Source organism: Pseudomonas sp. Snoq117.2 (assembly GCF_900110545.1).
In the GTDB taxonomy this organism is placed as follows: Bacteria; Pseudomonadota; Gammaproteobacteria; order Pseudomonadales; family Pseudomonadaceae; genus Chryseomonas; species Chryseomonas benzopyrenica.
The window spans coordinates 506,416-524,986 of record NZ_FOED01000002.1; the positions used below are offsets into that span (position 1 = coordinate 506,416).

General features: G+C 64.1%; 18 protein-coding genes. 16 read left to right on the forward strand and 2 right to left on the reverse strand.

What is annotated here, in order from left to right:
• Window positions 1-12 precede the first annotated feature (12 nt).
• Both BMZ43_RS08255 and BMZ43_RS08260 read left to right on the forward strand, forming a co-directional pair.
• Entirely contained in the window at window positions 13-567 is a 555-nt protein-coding gene (locus BMZ43_RS08255; RefSeq protein WP_026083888.1) for a peptidylprolyl isomerase, read from the forward strand.
• A 104-nt stretch (window positions 568-671) separates the two neighbouring features.
• Window positions 672-2,543, forward strand: coding sequence for an ABC transporter ATP-binding protein (locus BMZ43_RS08260; protein ID WP_017641453.1), 1,872 nt, complete (start codon window positions 672-674; stop codon window positions 2,541-2,543).
• Here the strand turns inward: BMZ43_RS08260 and BMZ43_RS08265 are convergent.
• Complete coding sequence (locus tag BMZ43_RS08265; RefSeq protein WP_064308999.1) at window positions 2,498-3,115, reverse strand: hypothetical protein; 618 nt, start codon at window positions 3,113-3,115, stop codon at window positions 2,498-2,500. The two genes, BMZ43_RS08260 and BMZ43_RS08265, sit on opposite strands and share 46 nt — an antisense overlap.
• Window positions 3,116-3,229: 114 nt before the next feature.
• Here BMZ43_RS08265 and BMZ43_RS08270 point away from each other — a divergent pair, with 114 nt between their 5' ends.
• From BMZ43_RS08270 to BMZ43_RS08280, 3 genes are all read left to right on the forward strand, one after another.
• Complete coding sequence (locus BMZ43_RS08270) at window positions 3,230-3,487, forward strand: hypothetical protein (RefSeq protein WP_093252321.1); 258 nt, start codon at window positions 3,230-3,232, stop codon at window positions 3,485-3,487.
• Window positions 3,488-3,593: 106 nt separating this feature from the next.
• Window positions 3,594-3,950 carry a 6-carboxytetrahydropterin synthase QueD gene (gene queD, locus BMZ43_RS08275; RefSeq protein ID WP_017641456.1) on the forward strand — a complete coding sequence of 119 codons (357 nt, stop codon included), beginning with the start codon at window positions 3,594-3,596 and terminating at the stop codon, window positions 3,948-3,950.
• A gap of 224 nt (window positions 3,951-4,174) precedes the next feature.
• A complete protein-coding gene (locus tag BMZ43_RS08280) occupies window positions 4,175-5,641 on the forward strand; it encodes an inorganic phosphate transporter (protein WP_017641457.1) in 1,467 nt (488 codons plus the stop codon).
• A gap of 425 nt (window positions 5,642-6,066) precedes the next feature.
• Here the strand turns inward: BMZ43_RS08280 and BMZ43_RS08285 are convergent, their stop codons facing one another.
• Window positions 6,067-6,276, reverse strand: coding sequence for a hypothetical protein (locus BMZ43_RS08285; RefSeq protein ID WP_007158876.1), 210 nt, complete (start codon window positions 6,274-6,276; stop codon window positions 6,067-6,069).
• Between the two features lie 423 nt (window positions 6,277-6,699).
• Between BMZ43_RS08285 and BMZ43_RS08290 the strand changes: the two genes are divergently transcribed.
• The 11 genes from BMZ43_RS08290 to nuoC all read left to right on the forward strand — a co-directional run bounded on the left by BMZ43_RS08290 (window position 6,700) and on the right by nuoC (window position 18,569).
• A complete protein-coding gene (locus tag BMZ43_RS08290) occupies window positions 6,700-8,931 on the forward strand; it encodes an NADP-dependent isocitrate dehydrogenase (protein WP_093252326.1) in 2,232 nt (743 codons plus the stop codon).
• 128 nt (window positions 8,932-9,059) lie between these two features.
• Window positions 9,060-9,512, forward strand: a complete 453-nt coding sequence (locus BMZ43_RS08295) for an NUDIX hydrolase (protein WP_017641459.1) — start codon at window positions 9,060-9,062, stop codon at window positions 9,510-9,512.
• Between the two features lies 1 nt (window position 9,513).
• Entirely contained in the window at window positions 9,514-10,623 is a 1,110-nt protein-coding gene (gene mnmA / locus BMZ43_RS08300) for a tRNA 2-thiouridine(34) synthase MnmA (protein WP_017641460.1), read from the forward strand.
• Entirely contained in the window at window positions 10,620-11,240 is a 621-nt protein-coding gene (gene hflD / locus BMZ43_RS08305; RefSeq protein ID WP_093252331.1) for a high frequency lysogenization protein HflD, read from the forward strand. Before mnmA ends, hflD begins: the two co-directional genes overlap by 4 nt.
• 83 nt (window positions 11,241-11,323) lie before the next feature.
• A complete protein-coding gene (gene purB, locus BMZ43_RS08310) occupies window positions 11,324-12,694 on the forward strand; it encodes an adenylosuccinate lyase (RefSeq protein WP_017641462.1) in 1,371 nt (456 codons plus the stop codon).
• Between the two features lie 201 nt (window positions 12,695-12,895).
• Window positions 12,896-14,074: a ribosomal protein uL16 3-hydroxylase gene (locus BMZ43_RS08315; protein WP_093252337.1), complete on the forward strand. Its 1,179-nt coding sequence runs from the start codon at window positions 12,896-12,898 to the stop codon at window positions 14,072-14,074.
• 12 nt (window positions 14,075-14,086) lie between these two features.
• Window positions 14,087-14,617, forward strand: coding sequence for a DUF7931 domain-containing protein (locus BMZ43_RS08320; protein ID WP_093252342.1), 531 nt, complete (start codon window positions 14,087-14,089; stop codon window positions 14,615-14,617).
• Complete coding sequence (locus BMZ43_RS08325) at window positions 14,614-15,375, forward strand: secretin N-terminal domain-containing protein (RefSeq protein WP_064308994.1); 762 nt, start codon at window positions 14,614-14,616, stop codon at window positions 15,373-15,375. The genes BMZ43_RS08320 and BMZ43_RS08325 overlap by 4 nt, the downstream gene beginning before the upstream one ends.
• Window positions 15,376-15,634: 259 nt before the next feature.
• Window positions 15,635-16,048: an NADH-quinone oxidoreductase subunit A gene (locus BMZ43_RS08330; RefSeq protein WP_007158885.1), complete on the forward strand. Its 414-nt coding sequence runs from the start codon at window positions 15,635-15,637 to the stop codon at window positions 16,046-16,048.
• A 10-nt stretch (window positions 16,049-16,058) separates the two neighbouring features.
• Window positions 16,059-16,733, forward strand: a complete 675-nt coding sequence (locus tag BMZ43_RS08335) for a NuoB/complex I 20 kDa subunit family protein (RefSeq protein ID WP_007158886.1) — start codon at window positions 16,059-16,061, stop codon at window positions 16,731-16,733.
• Between the two features lie 51 nt (window positions 16,734-16,784).
• On the forward strand, window positions 16,785-18,569 hold the full coding sequence (nuoC, locus tag BMZ43_RS08340; protein ID WP_017642311.1) for an NADH-quinone oxidoreductase subunit C/D: 1,785 nt from the start codon (window positions 16,785-16,787) through the stop codon (window positions 18,567-18,569).
• Window positions 18,570-18,571: the final 2 nt, after the last annotated feature.

Genomic DNA, 18,571 nt, shown 5'->3' on the forward strand with positions numbered 1-18,571 from the left:
ACTCAAGGATCCATCATGTTCAAAGCCCTGCTTGCCGCCTGCGCCCTGTTCGTCGCCTCCACCGCCTGGGCCGCAGACAATCCGCACGTGCTCATCAGCACCAACAAGGGTGACATCGAGGTCGAACTGGATGCGGCCAAGGCACCGGTCAGCACCGAAAACTTCCTGGGCTATGTCGACAGCGGCTTCTACAAGGGCACCCTGTTCCACCGCGTGATTCCCGGCTTCATGATCCAGGGCGGCGGCTACACCCGCGATATGCAGGAGAAGCGCACCAAGGCCCCGATCAAGAACGAAGCCGACAACGGCCTGAAGAATCTGCGCGGCACCCTGGCCATGGCGCGCACCTCGGACGTCAACTCCGCCACCAGTCAATTCTTCATCAACGTCGAGAACAATGCCTTCCTCGACCACGGTTCGCGCGACTTCGGCTACGCCGTATTCGGCAAGGTCGTGCGCGGCATGGAAGTCGTCGACCAGATCGCCGGCGTCCAGACCACCCGCCAAGGCATGCTGCGCGACATTCCCCGTGAACCGGTCATGATTCTCGCTGCCAAACGGCTGTAAGCCGACCCGTCCGGCTGGATGCCGCGCGTCGGTCATCCAGTCCCAACGGCGAGGTCCCCCTTCCGGCGACGCGATACGCTGTCTCCTCTCTACAAGGACCCCGCATGATCTTTCGCCGCTTCGAACGCATCATCGATGCGTTCCGGGAAGCCCCCGATGAAATGCCGCCCACTGGGGTCGGCGCCTTCTATCTCCACTTCCTCAAGCAAGCCTGGCCGGCCTTCGCCCTGCTGTTGGTGGTCGGCCTGATCGGCGCCCTCATCGAGGTCGCCCTCTTCAATTTCATCGGCCAACTGGTCGACCTGGCGGGCAGCGCGCCCAACAGCACGGTGTTCTTCCAGGAGCACGGCGGCACCCTGATCTGGATGGCGGTGGTCACCCTGGTCATCCGCCCCTTGTTCATCAGCCTGCACGATCTGCTGGTGCACCAGACCATCACCCCCAGCCTCACTACCCTGATCCGCTGGCAGAACCATCGCTACGTGCTCAAGCAGAGCCTGGGCTTCTTCCACAGCGACTTCGCCGGGCGCATCTCCAACCGCATCATGCAGACCGGCGTCTCCCTGCGCGATTCGGCGGTGCAGGCAGTGGACGCCATCTGGCACGTGCTGATCTTCGCCGTCACCTCGCTGATCCTGTTCGCCCAGGCCGACGTCTGGCTGATGGTCCCGCTGGTCCTCTGGATCATCGGCTACGTCATCGCCCTCTGGTATTTCGTGCCCCAGACCAAGGAGCGCTCGGCCATCGCCTCGGAATCCCGCTCGCAGCTTTCCGGGCGCATCGTCGACGGCTACACCAACATCTCCACCCTCAAGCTCTTTTCCCACTCGGCCCAGGAGGAGCAATACGCCCGCCAGGCCATGGAAGAGCAGACCGAGAAAGCCGAGAGCGCCGCCCGCCTGATCACCGCCATGGGCGTGACCATCGCCATCCTCAGCGGCTTCCTCATTGCTGGCACCACGGGCCTGGCCCTCTGGCTCTGGCACCAGGGCGTCATCAGCGTCGGCGCCATCGCTCTGGCCACCGGCCTGGTGATCCGCATCAACAGCATGTCCGGCTGGATCATGTGGGTGGTCAACGGCATCTTCGAGAACATCGGCATGGTGCAGGATGGCATGAGCACCATCGCCAAGCCGCGCCAGGTCGGCGACGCTCCGGACGCCAAGCCGCTGCAGGTGACCCGTGGCGCGGTGCTGTTCGAGGACATCGCCTTCCACTACGGCAAAGGCGCCGGCATCATCGAAGGCCTGACCCTGGACGTGGCCCCGGGCGAGAAGATTGGCCTCGTCGGCCCCTCGGGCGCCGGCAAGTCGACACTGATCAATGTGCTCTTGCGCCTCTATGACCTGGAAGGCGGTCGCATCTTGGTCGACGGCCAGGACATCGCCCATGTCACCCAGGAAAGCCTGAGATGCCAGATCGGCGTGGTCACCCAGGACACCTCGCTGCTGCACCGTTCGATCCGCGAGAATCTGCTCTACGGCCGTCCCGAGGCCACTGATGAAGAGCTGCACGCCGCCCTGCGCAAGGCCAAGGCCGACGACTTCATCGCCCGTATCACCGACGCCCATGGTCGTACCGGGCTGGATGCCCAGGTGGGTGAACGCGGCGTCAAGCTTTCCGGCGGTCAGCGCCAGCGCATCGCCATCGCCCGCACCCTGCTCAAGGACGCGCCCATCCTGCTGCTGGACGAAGCCACCTCCGCCCTCGACTCCGAGGTGGAGGCCGCGATCCAGGAAAGCCTGGAAACCTTGATGGAAGGCAAGACGGTGATCGCCATCGCCCACCGGCTGTCGACCATCTCGCGCATGGACCGCCTGGTGGTCATGGAACGTGGCCAGATCGTCGAGATGGGTTCCCACGACGAACTGATCGCCTACAATGGCCTCTATGCCCGCCTATGGCGTCACCAGACCGGCGGTTTCGTCGGTCACGGCGTGCCGGGCAGGCAACGGGTACGCAGCAGCTCCAGTTGACGTTCCTGGTCCAGGCCCGGGTAGAAGCCTTCGATCTTCTGCAGGCCACCCAGCCAGCTGCGCCGCTCCACCACGCACTCGAACACCGGGCAGGCCGCCTGCCCGGTACCGCCGCAGTCGCGGTAGTAGGTCAGTCGCTGGCTCTTTTGCGCCGTGCCTTGGAAGGGACCGGGGCGATCCTGCAGGACATAGAAGTCGATCTCCGCCGCGCCGCGATGATTCTCCCACTGGAACGCCAGGGTGCTGGGATAGAAAAGCACCAGCAGGCCCGCCAGCAGCACCCAGAGAATGCCCGCCGTCACCGGCAGGGGTAGCCGCGAACGAAAGCGGCGCCCACCCCGGATGATCAGCGCCGTCACCACGGTGACCAGCGCCAGAGCGATGCACAGGGACGGCAGGCCGGTGATGACCTGACCGGCCACGCCGATGTCCAGCCCGCTGGGCGACGGTACCGTTCGATAGCCGATCTCCAATCGTTCCCAGCCCACTCGATTGCCGATCAGGCCGGCGAGACCAAAGGCGGCGGCCAGGCCGACCAGAGCCCAGAAGGTACGAGGATTGCTGCTGCGCATGGGGAATCGTCCAGACAAAGACCGGGAGACTGCCTAAGCCCGCCGGTGAAGGCAAATCCGAATTTCTCCTGACCCTGGCCCTCTATTGAAAGCCCCCTGCCGAGGAGTCCGCCCATGTCCATCGATCTCGCCCGTGCCGTCCACATCGTCGAAAAGGCCTTTCTGCCCCTGCGCGGCAACGTCCGCGAAGATCCCAGCGACGCCAGCTTTTCCCTTGAGGTGACCGACGGCGCCCGGGTACTGGCCTCGATCGCCCATGTCGCGCGCAGTCAATACAGCCATGCCGGCCACCTCGCCGCCCTGATCGAGCAGACTCGCCTGGAGCTGGCACGCGATGGCTACCTGCTGGAGCCCTGGTCGATGCCGGGTTAGACCGCCGCCCCTGGTCGGCGACCGCGAGGTTCGGCAAGGCGGTGTCGAGCTGATAGACTGCCGCCCCGCAGCCGCCACACCCCGTGGCCCAACGCGAGTGGTTATCGTGGAAATTTTCAAAGAATTCATTTTCGAAGCCGCGCACTTCCTGCCCAATGTTCCGGCAGGCCACAAGTGCGGACGTCTCCATGGGCATTCCTTCAAGGTAGGCCTGCACATCGAAGGTGCTGTCGATCCCCATACCGGCTGGGTCCGGGATTTCGCCGATATCAAGGCCGCCTTCAAACCCCTGTACGAGCGTCTCGACCACCATTATCTGAACGACATCCCGGGTCTCGAGAACCCTACCAGCGAAGTGCTCGCGCGCTGGATCTGGCAACAGCTCAAGCCCCTGCTCCCCGAACTCAGCCAGGTTCGCGTCCATGAGACCTGCACCTGTGGCTGCATCTACCGCGGCGACTAGGCTTGTCGGAAAAGCGCCTGCGCTCGGCCATACTGCGTTGAAAATCATCCCGGAATGCTCATTTACCCCTCGTAAACTCCGCTTCCTCGCTGATTTTCGCCTTGCCTGACCTTCGCTCGGCTGCTGTTCAGACAAGCCTTAATTTTTCCCTCCCATTCAAGGTGCCGATGGCGGCAGTCATTTTTCTGCCATAATTCGCGCCTGCCAACTGTCGACGTATTCCCATGTTCGAACTTTTCAGCGGACTCCACGCCTGGGTCGCCATCAGCCTCGTCTTGGCCCTGGCCTTTGTGCTGGCCTTTGAATTCATCAACGGCTTTCACGACACCGCCAACGCCGTCGCCACGGTGATCTACACCAAGGCGATGCCCCCGCACCTCGCGGTGTTCTTTTCCGGCATCTTCAACTTCCTCGGCGTGCTGCTCGGTGGCGTCGGCGTCGCCTACGCCATCGTCCACCTCTTGCCGGTGGAGCTGCTGATCAACGTCAACACCGGCCACGGCCTGGCCATGGTGTTTTCGCTGCTCGCCGCCGCCATCACCTGGAACCTGGGCACCTGGTACTTCGGTATCCCCGCCTCCAGCTCCCACACCCTGATCGGCTCCATCCTTGGCGTCGGCGTGACCAACGCCCTGTTGACCGGTATCCCGGTGAGCGAAGGGGTGAACTGGCAGAAGGCGATCGACATCGGCCTGTCGCTGATCTTCTCGCCACTGGCCGGCTTCGCCGTCGCCGGTCTGCTGCTGCTCGCGCTCAAGCGCTGGCGACCGCTGTCGAAGATGCACAAGACCCCGGAACAGCGCCGCGAACTGGATGCCAAGAAGCACCCACCCTTCTGGAATCGCCTGATGCTGGTCCTCTCGGCCATGGGCATGAGTTTCGTGCATGGATCCAACGACGGCCAGAAAGGCATCGGCCTGATCATGCTGGTGCTCATCGGTATCGTCCCGGCCAAGTTCGTGCTGGATCTGGACAGCACCACCTACCAGATCGAACGGACCCGTGACGCCGCCATCCACCTGGGCCAGTTCTATGAGCGCCAGGGCGACAACCTCAAGGACTTCCTTGCCGAAGTACCCGGCAATCGCGACCTGCCCCAGGAATTCCGCTGCGCCCCGCACATGACCGTACCAACGCTGCAGGCGCTGCTGGCCGACCTGGAAGGCGTCACCGACTACCGTGCCATGAGCGACGACCATCGCCAGCAGGTGCGCCGCTACCTGCTGTGCCTGGACGACACCGCCAAGAAGGTGAGCAAGCTGCCGGTGCTGACCGCGCGCGATCGCGACGATCTCAGCCGCCTGCGCAAGGACCTCACCAGCACCACCGAATACGCCCCCTTCTGGGTCATCATCGCCGTCGCCCTGGCCCTGGGCATCGGCACCATGGTCGGTTGGCGCCGCGTGGTGCTCACCGTGGGCGAGAAGATCGGCCGCCAGGGCATGACCTATGCCCAAGGCGTCAGCGCCCAGGTGACGGCGGTGGCGGCCATCGGCATGGCCAACGTCTTCGCCCTGCCCGTCTCCACCACCCACGTGCTGTCCTCGGGCGTGGCCGGCACCATGGTCGCCAACCGCAGCGGCCTGCAGGGCAGCACGGTGCGCAACATCCTCATGGCCTGGGTCCTGACCCTGCCGGCCTCCATGGCCCTCTCCGCCGGCCTGTTCTGGCTGGCGCACCTGTTCCTGTGATCCCCATCCACCGGGCTCCGCGCGAGCGGTGCCCGGTTGGACCCCTCGTCGGGAAAGCCTGAACAGGATAGCTATTGACGAGTCTAGAGAAATGTGTCCCAGCAAAGACACCTTTCCGAGACAGCCGTACGGTGAACGTCAATGACTCCTGCGACCTACATCCTTCTTCTGATACTTGGCTGGCTAGCCCTATCGCTGGCCATACTCTGGGCCATGCTGCGCCTGGCGCGGCGCGCCCGCCCCGCGGCGATGCCCTCGCCCAGGGTGCTGCCAAAGGCAACCCCCACCGTCCCCGTGAGTCCAGGCAAACACCTGGTCTGCTAGAGCTCTGGACGTGACGAAGCCACCTCGACACCTAAGCGGTGCGCGGGAGAAAAAGGAAGGATTCTTATTGTTTGAGAAGAAGGGATTCGAGCGAAAGCGAATCAGGTGAGCAGGGTGTTTTCCTGAGCGCTGCGGCTCATCTGCTCGAGAATCTGGTCTTGCTGTTGCGGGGTCAGGGTGTCCCAGCAGTGGTGCTTGATGAACAGCCCGGCGCCAAAGGCGACGTACAGCGATAGGGCGACGATGACGAGCGTTTCCAGCCCGACGATAGCCCAGGAACGACTCTTGGACGCATTGTCCTTGGTTTTCATAACGACCTCGTGAAATTTAGAGGGGCAATAGTTTAGTCCCTTAAGCAACTTCCGTGCAGCGCCAGTCGTCGATTGGTCAAGTTCGTTGACCTGACACCGTGACGAACTTGCCCAAGTTCGACGGCCCTTCCGGGTCGGCGACTTCCCCCCACAGCCAAGCTGTAGTGGCACGAATGCACGCCAGGCGCCGCGCTGGTATACTCCGCCGACTGACGGGTCGCTGCAGGCCCTGCCGGTTCCGCTGGCTGTATCGGCCGATCCTGCAACTTCCGCAGCGACGCTTTGTCGCATCGCACGTCCATCGCCGCCGCGCCTGTCGCGCGGTCCGATAACGCCTTCTTGGGGCGTCTATCGACTCAAGGGTCGATCCTCGCTCGCCCGGCTTCGCGCCACAGCTGTGATAAAGAGGAGTTAAAGCAAGACATGTCCACCACGTCGAAGATCATCTACACCCTGACCGACGAAGCGCCCGCCCTGGCGACCTATTCGCTGCTCCCCATCGTCGAGGCCATCACCGCCTCTTCCGGCGTCGCCCTCGAAACCCGTGACATCTCCCTTGCCGGCCGCATCATCGCCCTCTTCCCCGAGTACCTGAAGGAAGAGCAGCGCATCTCCGACCACCTCGCCGAACTCGGCGAACTGGCCACCACTCCTGAAGCCAACATCATCAAGCTGCCTAACATCAGCGCCTCGGTGCCGCAGCTCAAGGCCGCGATCAAGGAACTGCAGGGCCAGGGTTACGCCCTGCCGGACTATCCGGATGAGCCCAAGGACGACAAGGAAAAGGACGTCAAGGCGCGCTACGACAAGGTCAAGGGCAGCGCCGTGAACCCGGTCCTGCGCGAAGGCAACTCCGACCGCCGCGCGCCGCTGTCGGTCAAGAACTACGCCCGCAAGCACCCCCATCGCATGGGCGCCTGGAGTGCCGACTCCAAGTCCCACGTCGCCCATATGGACGCCCATGACTTCTATGGCAGCGAGCGCTCGGCCACCGTCGAGAACGCCGGCAGCCTGAAGATCGAACTGATCGGCAAGGACGGCAGCAGCAAGGTCCTCAAAGAGAAGACCGCGGTCAAGGCCGGCGAGATCGTCGATGCCTCGACCATGAGCCGCAAGGCCCTGCAGAGCTTCATCGCCGCCCAGATCGAAGACGCCAAGGCCCAGGGCGTGCTGTTCTCCGTGCACCTGAAGGCCACCATGATGAAGGTCTCCGACCCCATCATGTTCGGCATCATCGTCGGCGAGTTCTACAAGGACGTGCTGACCAAGCACGAAGCCGCCCTGAAAGAAGCCGGCTTCGATCGCAACAACGGCATCGGCGACCTCTACGCCCGTCTGTCCAGCCTGCCGGAAGCCACCCAGGCCGCCATCAAGGCCGACTTCGACGCCCAGTACGCCCAGCGCCCGGCACTGGCCATGGTCAACTCCGACAAGGGCATCACCAACCTGCATGTGCCGAGCGACGTCATCGTCGACGCCTCCATGCCGGCCATGATCCGTGACTCCGGCAAGATGTGGAACGCCGAAGGCAACCTGCAGGACACCAAGGCCATCATCCCCGACCGCTGCTATGCCGGCGTCTACCAGGTGGTGATCGAGGACTGCAAGCAGAACGGCGCCTTCAATCCCAGCACCATGGGCAGCGTACCCAACGTTGGCCTGATGGCGCAGAAGGCCGAGGAATACGGTTCCCACGACAAGACCTTCCAGATCCCCACCGACGGTACCGTGCGCGTGACCGACGACCAGGGCAAGGTGGTCTTCGAGCATCCGGTCGAGGCCGGTGACATCTGGCGCATGTGCCAGACCAAAGACGCGCCGATTCAGGACTGGGTAAAGCTGGCCGTCAATCGTGCCCGCGCCAGCGGCACTCCGGCGATCTTCTGGCTGGACCAGAACCGCGCCCACGACGCCCAGGTCATCGCCAAGGTCGAGCGCTACCTCAAGGATCACGACACCAACGGTCTGGACATCCGCGTCCTGGCGCCCGAGGAAGCCACCCGCGTGTCCCTGGAGCGCATCCGCAAGGGCGAGGACACCATCTCGGTGACCGGCAACGTCCTGCGCGACTACCTGACCGACCTCTTCCCCATCATGGAACTGGGCACCAGCGCCAAGATGCTGTCCATCGTCCCGCTGATGAACGGCGGCGGCCTGTTCGAGACCGGTGCCGGCGGCTCCGCGCCCAAGCACGTCCAGCAGTTCGTGCAGGAAAACCACCTGCGCTGGGACTCCCTGGGCGAGTTCCTGGCCCTGGCCGAGTCCCTCAACCACCTGGGCGAGACCACCGGTAACGCCAAGGCCAAGATCCTGGCCAAGACCCTGGACCAGGCCAACGGCCAGTTCCTCGACAGCAACAAGTCGCCGTCGCGCAAGGCCGGTGAACTGGACAACCGCGGCAGCCACTTCTACCTGGCGCTGTACTGGATCCAGGCTCTGGCCGAGCAGAGCGACGACGCCCAGCTCAAGGCCCAGTTCGAGCCGGTGGCCAAGTCGCTGACCGCCGACGAAGCCAAGGTGGTCGCCGAGTTGAACGGCGTCCAGGGCCAAGCCGTGGACATCGGTGGCTACTACCACCCCGACCAGGCCAAGACCCGCCAGGCCATGCGTCCGAGCGCCACGCTCAACGCCGCCTTGGAACAGCTCAAGGGCTGAACCTGAGGGCTGCGCCCGCAGCCTGATAGGTTGATTCAGCGAACCCCGGCCCTGGCCGGGGTTTTCTGCATTTGGGACCGACAAAACTTAAGGCGTATACTGCGCGATTACCGATAGCGGAGTCCGAGATGGATTGGCACGCCCACGTCACCGTGGCCACCGTGGTGGAAGACGCCGGTCGCTTCCTGCTGGTGGAAGAAGAGAAGCAGGGTCGCCTGGTGCTCAACCAGCCGGCCGGCCACCTGGAGCCGGGCGAGAGCCTGATCGAGGCGGCACGCCGCGAGACCCTGGAAGAAACCGCCTGGCAGGTGGAGATCCAGGGCGTGATCGGCATCGGCCTCTATGTCGCGCCGGGCAATGGCGTCACCTACTACCGCACCGCCTTCCATGCCCGCCCCCTGGCCCACGAGCCCGGGCGCGCCCTGGACGCCGACATCACCCGCGCGGTGTGGCTGACTCTCGACGAGATCCGCGCCGAACAGGCACGGCTGCGCAGCCCCCTGGTCCTGGACGCCATCGAGAAATACCTGGACGGACACCGCTACCCCCTGTCGATGATCGTAGATATGAGAGGTTTTTGAAGTGAACGGCACCCGCGTCATCGTCGGCATGTCCGGCGGAGTGGATTCCTCGGTCTCGGCCCTCTTGCTCAAGGAGCAGGGCTATCAGGTCGAGGGCCTGTTCATGAAGAACTGGGACGAGGATGACGGCACCGAGTACTGCACCGCCAAGGAAGACCTGGCCGACGCCCAGGCGGTCTGCGACCGCATCGGCATCACGCTGCACACGGCCAACTTCGCCGCCGAGTACTGGGATCACGTCTTCGAGCACTTCCTCGCCGAATACAAGGCCGGTCGCACGCCGAATCCGGACATCCTCTGCAACCGCGAGATCAAGTTCAAGGCCTTCCTCGACTACGCCCTGGCCCTGGGCGCCGACTTGATCGCCACCGGTCACTATGTGCGCCGTCGCGACGTCGACGGCCAGACCCTGCTGCTCAAGGGCCTCGACGCCAACAAGGACCAGAGCTACTTCCTCCACGCCGTGGGCGGCGAGCAACTGGCGCGCACCCTCTTCCCGGTGGGCGAACTGGAAAAGCCCGAGGTCCGCGCCATCGCCGAGCTGCATGGCCTGGCCACCGCGCGCAAGAAGGACTCCACCGGCATCTGCTTCATCGGCGAACGCCGCTTCAGCGACTTCCTCAAGCAGTACCTGCCGGCCCAGCCGGGTGACATCGAGACCACCACCGGCGAGGTCATCGGCCGCCACCACGGCCTGATGTACCACACCATTGGGCAGCGCCAGGGCCTGGGCATCGGCGGCATGAAGGATGCCGGTGACGATCCCTGGTACGTGCTGAGCAAGGACCTGACCCGCAACGTGCTGATCGTCGGTCAGGGCAACGCCCACCCCTGGCTGTTCGCCGAGGCCCTGACCGTCAGCGAGATGTTCTGGGTCAATGGCCTGGACCTCACCCAGCCGCGCCGTCTCACCGCCAAGGTCCGCTATCGCCAGCAGGACCAGCCCTGCCGGATCGAACGCCAGGGCAGCGGCTACCGGGTGGTCTTCGACGAGCCCCAACGCGCCGTGACCCCGGGTCAATCGGTGGTCTTCTATGACGGCGATGTCTGCCTGGGCGGTGGCGTGATCGAACACTATCAACCTGCCTGCGCCGAGGCGCCCGCCGCATGAATCGCACCCAGGAACAACTCATCGCCCTGGGCGGCGTCTTCCAGGCCGCTGTGCTGGTGGACCAGTTGGCGCGCACCGGCCAGGTGCCCGAAGAACCCCTGGCCTGCCTGCTCGGCAGCCTGCTGGTCCGGGATCCGGGCAGCACCCTGGACGTCTACGGCGGCAGCGTAGTGCCGCTGCGCGAGGGCCTGGGCGCCCTTTCCAGCACCCTGGAGCGCAATCCCAACAGCCTGCAGCGGGAGCCCCTGCGCTATGCCCTGGCGATGACCGCCCTGGAACGCAAGCTGGAGAAGCGCGGCGACCTGCTCGACCTCATCGGCCGGCGCCTCACCCAGATCCAGTCCCAGGTGGAACACTTCGGTGTGGCCCACGAGAACGTCATCGCCGCCTGCGGTGGTCTCTACGAGGACACCCTGAGCACCTTCAAGCAGCGCATCCAGGTGCACGGCGAGATGCGCTACCTGCAGCAATCCGCCACCGCCTCGCGGGTACGCGCCCTGCTGCTGGCCGGGATTCGCTCGGCGCGCCTCTGGCGCCAGCTCGGCGGCCATCGCTGGCAGCTGGTGCTCAATCGTCGCAAGCTGCTCGATAACCTCTACTCCCTGCGCAACGGCTGATCCCAGGCCGGCGGCTGTACTACAGCCCCGGCCTTTGCGTGTAGAATTCGGCCCCTTTCTCCCCCGCTACCAAGAGAATGCCCATGCAGCTCTCCTCGCTCACCGCCGTATCGCCCATCGACGGCCGTTACGCCGGCAAGACCGCCGCCCTGCGCCCCATCTTCAGCGAATTCGGCCTGATCCGTTTCCGCGCCCAGGTCGAGGTCCGCTGGCTGCAGCGCCTGGCCGCCCACGCGGGCATTCCCGAAGTCGCGCCCTTCTCCGCCGAAGCCAATGCCCTGCTGGACAAGCTGGCCACCGCGTTCAGCGTCGAGCAGGCGCAGCGGGTCAAGGACATCGAGCGCACCACCAACCACGACGTCAAGGCCATCGAGTACCTGCTCAAGGAAGAGGTCGCCAACCTGCCGGAGCTGGCTGCGGTGAGCGAATTCATCCACTTCGCCTGCACCTCCGAGGACATCAACAACCTGTCCCACGCCCTGATGCTGCGCGAAGGCCGTGACCAGGTGCTGCTGCCGCTGATGCGCCAGATCGCCGGCGAGATCCGCGTGCTGGCCCATCGCTTCGCCGACGTGCCCATGCTGTCGCGGACCCACGGCCAGCCCGCCTCCCCTACCAGCCTGGGCAAGGAACTGGCCAACGTGGTCTATCGCCTGGAACGCCAGATCGAGCAGATCGCCGCCATCCGCCCGCTGGGCAAGATCAACGGCGCCGTGGGCAACTACAACGCCCACCTGTCCGCCTACCCCGACGTCGACTGGGAAGCCAATGCGCGCACCTTCATCGAAGACGACCTCGGCCTGACCCTGAATCCCTACACCACCCAGATCGAGCCGCACGACTACATCGCCGAGCTGTTCGACGCCATCGCTCGCTTCAACACCATCTTGATCGACTTCGACCGGGATATCTGGGGCTACATCTCCCTCGGCTACTTCAAGCAGAAGACCGTGGCCGGCGAGATCGGCTCCTCGACCATGCCGCACAAGGTCAACCCCATCGACTTCGAGAACTCCGAAGGCAACCTGGGCATCGCCAACGCCATCCTCCAGCACCTGGCCAGCAAGCTGCCGATCTCCCGCTGGCAGCGCGACCTGACCGACTCCACCGTGCTGCGCAACCTGGGCACCGGCCTAGCCCACGGCGTGATCGCCTACGAAGCCACCCTCAAGGGCATCGGCAAGCTGGAACTCAACGCCGCCCGCATCGCCGAAGACCTGGACGCCTGCTGGGAAGTTCTGGCCGAGCCGGTGCAGACCGTGATGCGCCGCTATGGCGTGGCCAACCCCTACGAGAAGCTCAAGGAGCTGACCCGTGGCAAGGGCATCAGTGCCAGCGCCCTGCAGGATTTCATCGACGGCCTGGAAATCCCCGAGGCCGCCAAGGCCGAGCTGCGCCAACTGACTCCGGCCGGCTATATCGGCAACGCTGCCGAACAGGCCCGTCGGGTCTGAGAACCTGCCCACGATCTGCTGCGCGTCGGCCAAACGGCGTTGAAAATGCCTTCGGAATGCTCATTTACCACTCGTAAACTCCGCTTCCTCAGGCCTTTTCGCCTTGTTTGACTCTAGCTCGCAAGATCGTAAACAGGTTCTGAGGCTGCCTACTTTTCTACGCCCGGCCTTGCCGGGCGTTTTTCATTGCGCGAGGTGTGCATGAACCCGGATCAACCCCTGCAACTGCTCGGCGGCCTGACCGCCCGTGAATTCCTGCGCGACTACTGGCAGCGCAAACCCCTGCTGATCCGCCAGGCCCTCCCGGACTTCCAGAATCCCCTGGAGCCCGACGAACTGGCCGGCCTGTCGCTGGAAGAGGAAATCGAATCCCGCCTGATCATCGGCCAGGACCGTACCTGGGAACTGCGCCGCGGCCCCCTGCCGGAAGACACCTTCGCCAGCCTGCCCGAGCGGGACTGGACCCTGCTGGTGCAATCGGTCGATCAGTTCGTCCCCGAGGTGGCCGAGGTGCTGGAGTCCTTCCGCTTCCTGCCCAACTGGCGCGTCGACGACATCATGGTCAGCTATGCCGCCCCCGGTGGCGGTGTCGGCCCCCACTACGATCACTACGACGTCTTCCTGCTGCAGGGCCATGGTCGCCGCCGCTGGCGCATCGGCCAGCAATGCACCGCCGACAGCCCGCTGATCGACGGCCTGGAGCTGAAGATCCTCGCCGACTTCCAGCAGACCGACGAATGGGTCCTGGAACCGGGCGACATGCTCTACCTGCCGCCGGGTCTGGCCCACGACGGCATCGCCGAAGACGAGTGCATGACCTACTCCATCGGCTTCCGCGCCCCCAGTGCTGGCGAGGTGCTCACCCACTTCACCGACTTCCTCGCCCAGTTCATCCCCGAGGACGAGCGCTACAGCGACGCCGGTTGCGCGCCGGCCAGCGAGCATCCGGCCGAGATCCCGCCCGAGGCCATCGAGCGCCTGCGCGGCCTGATGAAACGCCACCTGAGCGACGATCGCCTGCTGTTGGCCTGGTTCGGCCAGCACATGACCGAGCCACGCTATCCGGAGCGGGTCGCCGGGGAAAACCTCAGCGCCAAGCAGCTGCGCAAGGAACTCGACGAAGGCGCCCTGCTGATGCGCAATCCCAGTGGCCGCATCGCCTGGAGTCGCCTGGAAGACGAGGTGATGGTCTTCGCCAGCGGCCAGAGCCGCCTGCTGCCCATGCGACTGCAACCGCTGCTCGACCTGCTATGCTCGGCGGAGGTCCTGCACGAGGCCAATCTCGCGCCCTGGCTGCAGGACGACGATGCCATGCGCCTGATCCGCGAACTGCTCCAGCAGGGCAGCCTGATCTTCGCCGGAGAAGACGACGACGAGTGAGAGGGAGCCGCTGTGGACGAGTCCTTTGCCGATCTGACCCTGGACGCCCTGCCCGAACCTCAGCTCGGCCAGGATCTCGCCCTGCGCCTCGAAGGCCTGGACGCCCTGCGTGAGCACAGCGTCCGCCTCATCGCTCAAGCCAGCCGCCAGCTGTGTATCCAGACGCCTGACCTGGAAGCGCCCCTCTACGACAACCGGGACGTCGAGACGGCGATCAAGCGCCTGCTGCTGGGCCATCCACGGCATCAGGTACGTCTCCTGATCAACGACAGCGCCCTCGCGATGCGCCAGGGCCATCGCCTCATCGCCCTGGCGCAGCGCCTGACCAGCAACCTGCTGATTCGGCGACCACCGGCCGACCAGCAACCGGAAGGCGCCTGCCTGATCGTCGACGACCAGGCCCTGCTGCGCCGCACGGGCAGCGCACCCACCGGCTTCGTCCGTTATGGCGACCGCGCTGCGGTCAAGGTGCAACAACAGGTCTTCGATCGCCTCTGGGCGATCAGCCAACCGGATCAGGAATTGCGGAGGATGCTGCTGTGAAAGGCCTGCTGGCGCTCTTGCTGCTGTTGACGGCCACCGTTTGGGCCGCCCCCCGCACCGAAGTCATTCCGCTGCAATACCGCACCGCCGACGACCTGCTGCCTACCCTGCAAGCCGTCCTCGGCGGCGAAGGCAAGGTCAACGTCTATGGCAATCAGCTGATCGTCAACGCCGAGCCGGCCAAGCTGGCCGAGATCAAGAATCTGCTGGCCCAGCTGGATACCCAACCGCGGCGCCTGCTCATCACCCTGGCTACCCGCGCCGGCAGTTCGGGCGCCAGTCAGGGCTATTCGGTAAACGGCGATGTGCGCTCGCCCCAGGTGCGCATCATCGAGGACAGCACCGACCAGAAGGAGGATGGCGCCCAGCGCGTCCAGGTCACCGAGGGCTATCCCGCCTTCATCCGCTTCGGCGCAGACGTGCCGGTGACCACCTACCAGACCTCGCCCTATGGCCAGAGCTACGCCCAGACCGATTACCGCCGGCTCGAACGCGGCTTTCAGGTCACCGCCCGTCTGAGCGGCAACCTAGTCCATCTGGACATCAACAGCGTGGATGATCGCGCCGCGGCCATGCGCCCGGGCACGGTGCAGACCCAGAGCGCCGCCACTCGCATCAGCGGCCCGCTGGGGCAATGGCTGGATCTGGGCGGCTTTCGCCAACAGGTCGAGAGCGACCAGAACGGCCTCACCCGCTACTACTCGACCGAGGGTCGTGACGACCGACAACTGAGCATTCGCGCCGACCTCATCGACTAGCGAATCGGCGAACGGCAGAACTCTGGCGGCAACTGGCAATCTAGGACACAGGAAGCAAAAGAAACTTATTTGAGAATAATTCTTATATTCATTCTCAAATAAACCTGAAGTTCCGTTTAGTTTGATTCAAAGCAGTCCAATAGAATCTTTTTAAGCCAATAAATTTACAGAATGAATCGATAGAGCATAAAATCTGTCTGTGTTGCGACACCGTGTCGCACTGATAGCGCCTGATACCCAATAATTAAGGATTCAAAGCATGTCTGAGTCGATCAGCCTACTGACCCACAACTGGAGCTTCGCGGTATTTCTCCTGGGCGTGGTCGGTCTGATTGCCTTCATGCTCGGAGTCTCGAGCCTGCTCGGCAGCAAAGCCGTGGGCCGTAGCAAGAACGATCCCTTCGAGTCCGGCATCGTCCCCACCGGGGGTGCTCGTCTCCGTCTCTCTGCCAAGTTCTATCTGGTCGCGATGCTCTTCGTGATCTTCGACGTCGAAGCCCTCTTTCTCTTCGCCTGGTCGGTCTCCATCCGTGAATCGGGATGGGCCGGCTTCGTGGAAGCCTCCATTTTCATAGCAATTCTGTTGGCGGGTCTTGTCTACCTGTGGCGAATCGGAGCGCTCGATTGGGCGCCTGCGAGCCGTCGCGAGCGGCAGGCGAAGTCGAAACAATGAGGCTTTGGCAATGCAATACAATCTCACCCGGATCGATCCCGATGCGGCAGTAGACCGCTATCCGGCCGGCCAGCGGGAAACCGTGGCCGACCCCGTCGAAAGTCAGGTCAACCGCAGCATCTTCATGGGCAAGCTCGAAGATGTCCTGCGGGGCGCGGTCAATTGGGGGCGCAAGAACTCCCTCTGGCCGTACAACTTCGGCCTGTCCTGCTGCTATGTGGAAATGACCACCGCCTTCACGGCGCCCCACGACATCGCCCGCTTCGGCGCCGAAGTCATCCGGGCCTCGCCGCGTCAGGCCGACTTCATGGTCATCGCCGGCACCCCCTTCATGAAGATGGCCCCGGTCATCCAGCGCCTGTACGAGCAAATGCTGGAACCCAAGTGGGTGATCTCCATGGGCGCCTGCGCCAACTCCGGCGGTATGTACGACATCTACTCGGTCGTACAGGGCGTGGACAAGTTTTTGCCCGTTGACGTCTATGTGCCCGGCTGCCCGCCTCGCCCCGAAGCCTTCCTCCAGGGCCTGATGCTCCTGCAGGACTCCATCGGTGAAGAACGCCGCCCCCTCTCTTGGGTAGTGGGCGACCAGGGTATCTACCGCGCCGAGATGCCTTCGCAGCGTGAGCAGAACCGCGAGCGCCGCATCCAGGTCACCAACCTGCGCAGCCCAGACGAAGTGTAAGTCCCTTCCAGGACCTGCACGCTGACGACGATCGATTAGCGACGGAACATCATGACCGCAGATACCGCTCTGTCCGCCTCTGCGCTCGCCCCTGCCGGCGAAGCGTCGGTGGTTGGCGAACTCCAGGGCCAATTCGGCGCCGACGCCCTGACCCTGCAAGACACCCGTACCGGCATGCCGGTGATCTGGGTGGCGCGCGAACGAATCATCGAAGTGTTGCGCTTCCTGCGCAACCTGCCCCGCCCCTACGTCATGCTCTATGACCTGCATGGCGTGGACGAACGCCTGCGGACCCATCGCCGCGGCCTGCCCAACGCGGACTTCACGGTCTTCTACCACCTGCTGTCCATCGACCGTAACAGCGATGTGATGCTCAAGGTAGCCCTGTCCGCCAACGACCTGCGCCTGCCCACCGCCACCGGCATCTTCCCCAATGCCAACTGGTACGAGCGGGAAGTGCTGGACATGTACGGCATCCATTTCGACGGTCACCCGCTGCCCAAGCGCATGCTGATGGCCGACAACTGGCAGGGGCACCCCCTGCGCAAGGACTATCCGGCGCGGGCCACCGAGTTCGATCCCTATGCGCTGAACGCCGCCAAGCAGGATCTCGAACAGGAAACCCTGAGATTCAAGCCCGAGGAATGGGGCATGAAGGAGCATGCGGAAAATTCCGACTTCATGTTCCTCAACCTGGGCCCGAACCACCCCTCCGCCCACGGTGCCTTCCGCATCATCCTGCAACTGGACGGCGAAGAAATCGTCGACTGCGTGCCGGAGATCGGCTACCACCACCGTGGCGCCGAGAAGATGGCCGAGCGCCAGTCCTGGCACAGCTACATCCCCTACACCGACCGGATCGATTATCTGGGTGGGGTGATGAACAACCTCCCCTACGTTCTCTCGGTAGAGAAGCTCGCTGGCATCAAGGTGCCGTCGCGGGTCGACTTCATCCGAGTGATGATGGCCGAGTTCTTCCGTATCAACAGCCACCTGCTGTACCTGGGCACCTATATCCAGGACGTCGGTGCCATGACCCCGGTGTTCTTTACCTTCACCGACCGTCAGCGGGCCTACAAGGTGATCGAGGCCATCACCGGCTTCCGCATGCACCCGGCCTGGTTCCGTATCGGCGGCGTCGCCCATGACCTGCCGCGTGGCTGGGACAAGCTGGTCCGCGAATTCCTCGACTGGATGCCCAAGCGCCTGGACGAGTACGAAAAGGCCGCGATGAAGAACAGCATCCTCATCGGCCGGACCAAGAACGTCGCCGTCTACAACACCAAGGAAGCCCTCGAGTGGGGCGTCACCGGTCCCAACCTGCGCGCGACCGGTCTGGACTTCGACCTGCGCAAGGCCCGCCCCTACTCCGGCTACGAGAACTTCGAATTCGAGGTGCCCATCGCCCACAACGGCGATTGCTATGACCGCGGCATGTTGCGCGTCGAGGAGATGCGCCAGAGCCTGCGCATCATCGAGCAGTGCCTGCAGCACATGCCCGAAGGCCCGTACAAGGCGGATCACCCGCTCACTACGCCGCCGCCCAAGGAGCGCACCCTGCAGCACATCGAGACCCTGATCACCCACTTCCTGCAAGTGTCCTGGGGTCCGGTGATGCCGGCGGGCGAAGCCTTCCAGATGATCGAGGCGACCAAGGGCGCCAACAGCTATTACCTGACGAGCGATGGCAGCACCATGAGCTACCGCACCCGCATCCGGACGCCGAGCTTCCCGCATCTGCAGCAGATCCCGGCCGTCATCCGCGGCAGCATGGTGTCCGACCTGATTGCCTATCTGGGCAGTATCGACTTCGTCATGGCCGACGTGGACCGCTGAGC

Bases quoted from the DNA above. Each gene is read 5' to 3' on its own strand.
- BMZ43_RS08285 (WP_007158876.1), bottom strand. From the start codon at position 6,276: ATGAAAACCAAGGACAATGCGTCCAAGAGTCGTTCCTGGGCTATCGTC.
- BMZ43_RS08290 (WP_093252326.1), top strand. From the start codon at position 6,700: ATGTCCACCACGTCGAAGATCATCTACACCCTGACCGACGAAGCGCCC.
- nuoC (WP_017642311.1), top strand. From the start codon at position 16,785: ATGACCGCAGATACCGCTCTGTCCGCCTCTGCGCTCGCCCCTGCCGGC.
- BMZ43_RS08295 (WP_017641459.1), top strand. From the start codon at position 9,060: ATGGATTGGCACGCCCACGTCACCGTGGCCACCGTGGTGGAAGACGCC.
- BMZ43_RS08270 (WP_093252321.1), top strand. From the start codon at position 3,230: ATGTCCATCGATCTCGCCCGTGCCGTCCACATCGTCGAAAAGGCCTTT.
- BMZ43_RS08330 (WP_007158885.1), top strand. From the start codon at position 15,635: ATGTCTGAGTCGATCAGCCTACTGACCCACAACTGGAGCTTCGCGGTA.
- BMZ43_RS08265 (WP_064308999.1), bottom strand. From the start codon at position 3,115: ATGCGCAGCAGCAATCCTCGTACCTTCTGGGCTCTGGTCGGCCTGGCC.
- BMZ43_RS08280 (WP_017641457.1), top strand. From the start codon at position 4,175: ATGTTCGAACTTTTCAGCGGACTCCACGCCTGGGTCGCCATCAGCCTC.
- purB (WP_017641462.1), top strand. From the start codon at position 11,324: ATGCAGCTCTCCTCGCTCACCGCCGTATCGCCCATCGACGGCCGTTAC.
- BMZ43_RS08260 (WP_017641453.1), top strand. From the start codon at position 672: ATGATCTTTCGCCGCTTCGAACGCATCATCGATGCGTTCCGGGAAGCC.
- BMZ43_RS08315 (WP_093252337.1), top strand. From the start codon at position 12,896: ATGAACCCGGATCAACCCCTGCAACTGCTCGGCGGCCTGACCGCCCGT.
- hflD (WP_093252331.1), top strand. From the start codon at position 10,620: ATGAATCGCACCCAGGAACAACTCATCGCCCTGGGCGGCGTCTTCCAG.
- BMZ43_RS08335 (WP_007158886.1), top strand. From the start codon at position 16,059: ATGCAATACAATCTCACCCGGATCGATCCCGATGCGGCAGTAGACCGC.